Source organism: Streptomyces sp. MCA2, from assembly GCF_023544705.1.
In the GTDB taxonomy this organism is placed as follows: domain Bacteria; phylum Actinomycetota; class Actinomycetes; order Streptomycetales; family Streptomycetaceae; genus Streptomyces; species Streptomyces decoyicus.
Window position 1 is genome coordinate 1 of the sequence record NZ_JAMJFM010000108.1, and the last position, 6476, is coordinate 6476.

5 protein-coding genes are annotated in these 6476 nt (G+C 70.9%); 1 reads left to right on the forward strand and 4 read right to left on the reverse strand.

The annotated features are described in order from the left end of the window. Positions 1 to 25: 25 nt before the first annotated feature. The 4 genes from M8I34_RS40895 to M8I34_RS40910 form a co-directional block, all read right to left on the reverse strand. Positions 26 to 391, reverse strand: a complete 366-nt coding sequence (locus M8I34_RS40895; RefSeq protein WP_244414710.1) for a peptidoglycan-binding protein — start codon at positions 389 to 391, stop codon at positions 26 to 28. A gap of 178 nt (positions 392 to 569) precedes the next feature. After that, on the reverse strand, positions 570 to 1982 hold the full coding sequence (locus M8I34_RS40900) for a sugar porter family MFS transporter (protein ID WP_250058136.1): 1413 nt from the start codon (positions 1980 to 1982) through the stop codon (positions 570 to 572). Between the two features lie 477 nt (positions 1983 to 2459). Next, a complete protein-coding gene (locus M8I34_RS40905; RefSeq protein ID WP_250058137.1) occupies positions 2460 to 3488 on the reverse strand; it encodes a Gfo/Idh/MocA family protein in 1029 nt (342 codons plus the stop codon). Between the two features lie 452 nt (positions 3489 to 3940). Beyond that, the gene (locus tag M8I34_RS40910; protein WP_030989556.1) at positions 3941 to 4861 is read right to left on the reverse strand and encodes a sugar phosphate isomerase/epimerase; all 921 of its coding nucleotides are present in this window, start codon (positions 4859 to 4861) and stop codon (positions 3941 to 3943) included. A gap of 486 nt (positions 4862 to 5347) precedes the next feature. Between M8I34_RS40910 and iolC the strand changes: the two genes are divergently transcribed. After that, the gene (iolC, locus tag M8I34_RS40915; protein WP_250058138.1) at positions 5348 to 6340 is read left to right on the forward strand and encodes a 5-dehydro-2-deoxygluconokinase; all 993 of its coding nucleotides are present in this window, start codon (positions 5348 to 5350) and stop codon (positions 6338 to 6340) included. The last annotated feature ends 136 nt before the right edge of the window (positions 6341 to 6476 follow it).

A 6476-nucleotide genomic window follows, 5' to 3' on the forward strand; every position in this document is an offset into this window, starting at 1 on the left:
GAGCCGCCGGACCGCCGGACGCGGATCAGGCGTAGAGCGCGCGCCAGGTCTTCTTGTCGACCTTGCCGTTGGCGGTCAGATGGTGCCGGGACTGGAACTTCTTCACCGCGGCCCGGGTCTTGGGGCCGAAGTACCCGGTCACATCTCCCCAGGGGAGATAGCGGCGGTTCGCCAGCAGGCACTGCACCTGCGAGACGCGGTCGCCGCGCTGACCGTAGACGGTGAGGGCGTTTCCGTTGTAGTACGCGCAGGCGGCCAGAGTGCCGGGCCGGCCGCCGGCCGGACTGTCGGCGGACGCCGGACCGGTGAGCAGTCCGGCGGTCAGCAGCCCCGCCGTTGCGGTGAGGACGGCCGTGCGCTTGACGACATGGCTGAGAGCGTTGGCATTCACGAATTCCACCGTTTCCCCCGTTGGATGTGATTCCACCCGTTCTGACGCCGGGGGAGCGCTTCGCGGTTCCGCCGACGGCCGCATCACTTTTCGTACGCCAATGGCCGCTCCCACCGCCGTCGGCTCCCCGCCGACTCCCCTTCGGCGCCGTCCGTTCGGCACCGTCCGTTCGATGCCGTCACGCCTCGCTCGTCGCCGCCTTGCGGAGCTCGTGCTCCAGATCCTCCAGTGCCAGCCCCTTCGTCTCCGGTGCGTACCGCTTGCAGAAGACCAGGGACAGCACACACATCACGCCGAAGAACCAGAACGTGGTGCCGGCGCCGACCGCGTCGAGCAGCAGCGGGAAGGTGAGCGCCACCGCGAAGTTGACCAGCCACATCACGAACACCGCGGCGCCCATGGCCAGTCCGCGCACCTTGAGCGGGAACATCTCGGCGAGCAGCAGCCAGACCCCCGTGTTGAGGGTCGCCTGCATGAAGGCCATGTAGAGGACCATCAGGCCGAGAACGAGGAAGCTGACGGCGGTCGAGTGCGGCAGGCGGAAGGAGGCGCCGAGCAGGGCGAGCGAGACGGCCATCCCGGCCAGACCCGTGAGCAGCATGGGCCGCCGGCCCACCCGGTCGATCAGGGACATCCCGATCGCGGTGGCCAGGACCGAGATCACGCCGACCGCGATGGTGGCGGTGATCGAGGCGCCGGTCCCCAGACCGGTCGACGCCAGGATCTTGGGCGCGAAGTAGACCACGGCATTGACGCCGGTGATCTGCTGGACGGCCGCCAGACCGATGCCGACCAGCAGCAGTCGGCGTATCCACGGCGTGCGCAACTGCTGCCAGCCGCCGCGCCGGGCATCGGCCTCCAGGGCGCGGGCACGGTCGATACGGGCCAGTTCGGCGGGGACGTCCTCGGCGGGCAGCGTACGGTGCAGCACCCGGGCCGCCTCGTCCGGCCGGCCCTTGCTGATGTACCAGCGCGGGGTGTCGGGGAGGAAGAAGAGCCCGACGAACAGCGCCACGGCGGGCAGTGCCGCGAGGCCCAGCATCCAGCGCCAGGCCGCCCAGTGCGCCAGCACGGCGTTGATGAGATAGGCGAGCAGCTGACCGCTGACGATCATCAGTGAGTTGAACGAGACCAGCCGGCCGCGGATGTGCGGGGGTGCGATCTCGGAGAGGTAGAGCGGGGTGATGACGGAGGCGCTGCCGACGGCCAGGCCGAGAACGAAGCGCGCCACCGTCATGAAGGGGACACTCGGGGAGAGCGCGACGGCCAGCGCCCCGCCGATGAACACGGAGCCCGCCCACAGCAGGGAATTGCGCCGGCCCAGCGCGTCGGACATCCGGCCGCCGATCAGCGAGCCGAAGGCCGCGCCGATCAGCAGCGCGCTGGTGATGATGCCCTCGCCCAGGGAGGTGAGGCCGAAGTGGCCCTCCATGAAGGGGAGGGCGCCGGAGATCACTCCGGTGTCGTAGCCGAAAAGGGCGCCGCCGAGGGCGGCAATGGCAGCGATGCCGACGATGAAGCGCTTGGCGCTGCGGGTCCGCGCACTCTCGCGCGGACCGGCGGGCGCCACCTGGCTGGTCGGAGCGGCCATCTCAGCTCCGGTACGCCTTGCCGGCCGATCCGGCGGCCGGGGCGGGGGAGCGGCGCAGGGGTATGGGACGGCCGGGGTGGAGCGGGGCGGCATCGAGGACTGCAAGCATGGTGCGGGGCCTTTCGGTGGAGCGGGCCTTGCGGTGGAGCGGGCTTTCCGGTGGATCAGGAGCGGCGCTGTCTCGGGGGCTCGGCGGGCTGAGGTTCGGCGGGATGAGGTGGGCCGGTGACGGGCCGAGCCTCGATGGGACAGCGGGGTCGGTGACGGGCGTGCCTCGGCGGGACGGCGCGGATCGGTGACGGGCCGAACCTCGGCGGGACAATGCAGGTCGGCGACGGACCGAGCCTCGGCGGGACGGCGCGGGCCGGTGACGGGCGCGCCTCGGTGGTACCGCGCGATCCGCCGACGGGCCGCGCCCCAGCGGTACAGGTACAGCGCGTCTCAGCAATGCAGCGCGCCTCAGCAATACAGCGCGCCTCAGCAATACAGCGCGGGCCGCTCGATCAGCTCGACGGCCACCCGCTCGCCGGTGGTCTGCGCCCGCACACCCGCCTCGCACACCGCCGCCGCGGCATAGCCGTCCCAGCAGCTGGGGCCCTCGACCTCGCCGCGCCGGGTGGCGTTCACCCAGCGCTGCACCTGCCGGTCGTAGGCCTCCTCGAAGCGCTCCACGAAGCCGGGGGGAACGGCGCCGCCCCAGCGGCCCGCGGCATTGCTGAAGACCCCGTGGTCGTCACCGATCCGGGCGGTGCCGCCCTCGCAGACCGCCTCACAGCCGACCTGGTAACCGAAGCCGCAGTTGACGAAGATTTCGGTGTCCACGACCTGGCCGCCCGCGGTCTCGAAGAGGATCAGCTGCGGGTCGCTGAGGCCCTCCGGGGCGTTGCCGGTGGGGGCCGGGCGCAGCACGCGGACCGCGGTGATCTCCTCCTCCAGCAGCCAGCGGGTCACATCGATCTCGTGCACCACCGAGTCATTGATCATCATCGCGTTGGTGAAGCCGGGCGGGGTGTCGGCGTTGCGGTGCTTGTTGTGCAGCATCAGCGGACGGCCGTAAATGCCCTGGTCCAGAAGGGACTTGAGGGTGCGGTAGTCCGCGTCGTAACGACGCATGAAGCCGACCTGGACACGACGGTGGCCCAGCGCCTGCTCGGCCTCCAGTACACGCAGCGCGGAGGCGGCGTCCGGCGTCAGCGGCTTCTCGCACAGCACGGGCAGGTCGCGCGCGAAGGCATCCAGCAGGGTCGCCTCGTGCGCGGGGCCCGGGGAGGCGATCAGTACGGCGTCCACCTCGGGGTCGTCCATGGCGGCGGCCGGGTCGGTGTACGCGGTGCACCCTTCGATGCCGTCGGCGAGGTCCTTGATGCGGGCCGCATCGATGTCGACCACCGCGGCCACCCGGGCGCCGCTGATCACCTCGTTGATCCGGCGCACATGGTCGGCGCCCATCCGGCCGGTGCCGATGACCGCCACGCCGAGCACACCGAGCGTTTCGTGCGAAGTCATGTCGTCCTCAAGTCCTTACGTGCTACAGAGTGTGATGTACCCTGGGAACTGATTACTCTCCGTAATCGTTGCCGGGGTGTGAGGAGGCGTCGTGAGGCATACGCATGCGAGCCATACACGCACAAGACGCACGCATCAAGGCATCCCACGAGGCGCGCCCATCAACGCGTGCACTTCTATCGCGACGCACGCCTGCACGACGCAGGCTGCGAGGTGCACGCCATACGCGACGCACGTCCGCGAGGTGCACGCGCGCGAGCGCGTACGCCGAGGTGTATGCACCTGCGCCCGCGCGCCGAGGCGCAGCCATGCCGGGACCGCGGATCGAGGCGCACGCGTACCGCCCCCGCGTGCCGCATGCCGCCCCGCGTGTCGAGGCGCGCGCAGACGTGGCGCGCCTGAGGCGCGCGCGGACGGGGTGCGCATGGGGTCGCGCATGAGGCGCAGGCAGCTCAGGCGCCGCAGGAGCGCAGGAAGCGGCGGGTGCGGTCGGCGATCGGGAACGGCTGGTCGGGCGGGCAGGGGTACATGTCCTGCTCGACGATGGCGAAGAGATCGACATCCAGTTCCTGGGCGGCCTGGAGGACGGGCGGCAGTGCGGGCACGCCGAGCGGCGGTTCGCACATCACGCCCTGCTTGACGGCCGGGCCGAACGGGGTGCCCTTGGTGACGACCTCGTCGAGGATGTCCGGGTCGACCTGCTTGAGGTGGAGGTAGCCGATCCGCTCGCCGTAGGTGCGGATGAGCTTGACGCTGTCGCCGCCGCAGTAGGCGTAGTGGCCGGTGTCCAGGCAGAGGTTGACCAGGTCGGAGTCGGTGACGTGCAGGAAGCGCTCGACGTGTTCCTCGGTGTCGATGTGGGTGTCGGCGTGCGGGTGGACGACGATGTCCAGCCCGAACTCGTCCCGGACCCGCTTGCCGAGCCGCTCCATGCCGGTGGTCAGGTGCTTCCACTGCTCCGTGGTCAGCTCGCGCGGCTCGATCTCCTCGGCGGTCTTGTCGTCCCGCCAGAAGGACGGGATGACGACGAGGTGCCCCGCGCCCATCGCCTGGGTGAGGGTGGCGACCTCGGAGACGTGCGCCCAGGTCTTGTCCCATACGGACGGGCCGTGGTGCAGCGAGGTGAAGATCGTGCCTGCCGAGACCTTCAGGCTGCGGCGGGCGATCTCGTCGTGCAGGACGGCGGGGTCGGTGGGCAGGTAGCCGTACGGGCCGAGCTCGATCCACTCGTAGCCGGCCTCGGCGACCTCGTCCAGGAAGCGCTGCCAGGGGACCTGCTGGTCGTCGTCGGGGAACCAGACTCCCCACGAGTCGGGTGCGGAGCCGATGCGGAGGCGGTCCAGGACGGGCGGGGCGGCATGGGGAACGGACATGCTGCGGCTCTCCTCTCGCCGGTCGGCGGTGACCGGGAGGCGCTGGGGTGGGTCGTGGGGCACAGCCTCTCTGGCGCCCCGGGGAGTGTCAAGACTTCGTCCTGACATAAGGACTTAATGACTTTGTCGTGTGGGGTGCGTACGGAGGTGCGCTCGGCGGTGCGTCCTGAGGTGCGTCCGGAGGTGCGCTCCGGGGACCGCTCTGAGGTGCGTCCGGAGATGCGCCCGGGTGCCTGCCCCGGGTGCACCCGAGGCGCGCACCCGAGGCGGGCACCTTTCGGGTGGGGTGGGCGGAGTGGGTGGATTTGTGGCCGGTGGGTGGGGTGATTCTTCGGTTCGGGGTGGAGTCTCGGGTCTCGGTCTGGCAGCCGGTCGACGTCAGTATGTAAGGACAAATTGTTGACAGGGTCTGACTCTCCCCGTTAGACCTTTCCTCGGAGCCGAACCCGCCGAACCTGCCGTGCCGGCCGACCCGAAGGGGCGCACATGACCGAGCCGTACGACCTGATCACCATGGGCCGCATCGGAGTCGACATCTACCCGTTGCAGACCGGTGTGCCGCTGGCGCAGGTCGAGACGTTCGGGAAGTTCCTCGGTGGTTCGGCCACCAATGTCGCGGTCGCCGCGGCCCGGCTCGGCAGGCGCAGCGCGGTGATCAGCCGTACCGGAAGCGACCCGTTCGGCGACTATCTCCACCAGGCGCTGCGCGACTTCGGCGTGGACGACCGCTGGGTGACGCCGGTCGACGCCTATCCGACGCCGGTCACCTTCTGCGAGATCTTCCCGCCGGACGACTTCCCGCTCTACTTCTACCGCCGCCCCAAGGCCCCCGACCTGGTCATCCGCCCCGAAGAGCTCGACCGGGACGCCATCGCGGCCGCCCGGATCTTCTGGATCACCGGTACGGGGCTGTGCGAGGAGCCCAGCCGCAGCGCCACCCTCGCCGCGCTGGAGGCCCGCGCCAAGAGGGGCACGACCGTTTTCGACCTCGACTGGCGGCCGATGTTCTGGGGCGGCGAGGGCGGCGCCTCCGGGGACGGCGGGGCGAGCGGTGCCGCGGCGATGGCCACCGCCCGCCCGTATTACGAGGCGGCCCTCCGGCACGCCACCGTGGCGGTCGGCAATGTCGACGAGGCCGAGGTCGCCACCGGGCTGCGTGATCCCCAGGCCTGCGCCCAGGCGCTGCTGGACATGGGCGTCGAACTCGCCGTCATCAAGCAGGGCCCCAAGGGCGTGCTCGCCGTGCACCGCGACGGCCGCACCGCCGAGGTGCCGCCCACCCCCGTCGAGGTCGTCAACGGTCTGGGTGCCGGCGACTCCTTCGGCGGCTCGCTCTGTCACGGCCTGCTGGCGGGCTGGGACCTGGAGCCGATGATGCGCTACGCCAACGCCGCCGGCGCCATCGTCGCCTCCCGCCTCGCTTGTTCCTCCGCGATGCCCACGGCCGACGAGGTCGACGCGTTCCTCGCGGGCCGGTGATCCCCGATGGCCGCATCCGCCCCAGGAGCCGTACTCGGTTCAGTGGCCGCACTTGCCCCCATGGCCGCCCCCACCCCCCATGGCCGCATCCGCTCCTGCGGCTGTGTCCGCCCCTGTGGCCGCACCCGCCCCCACG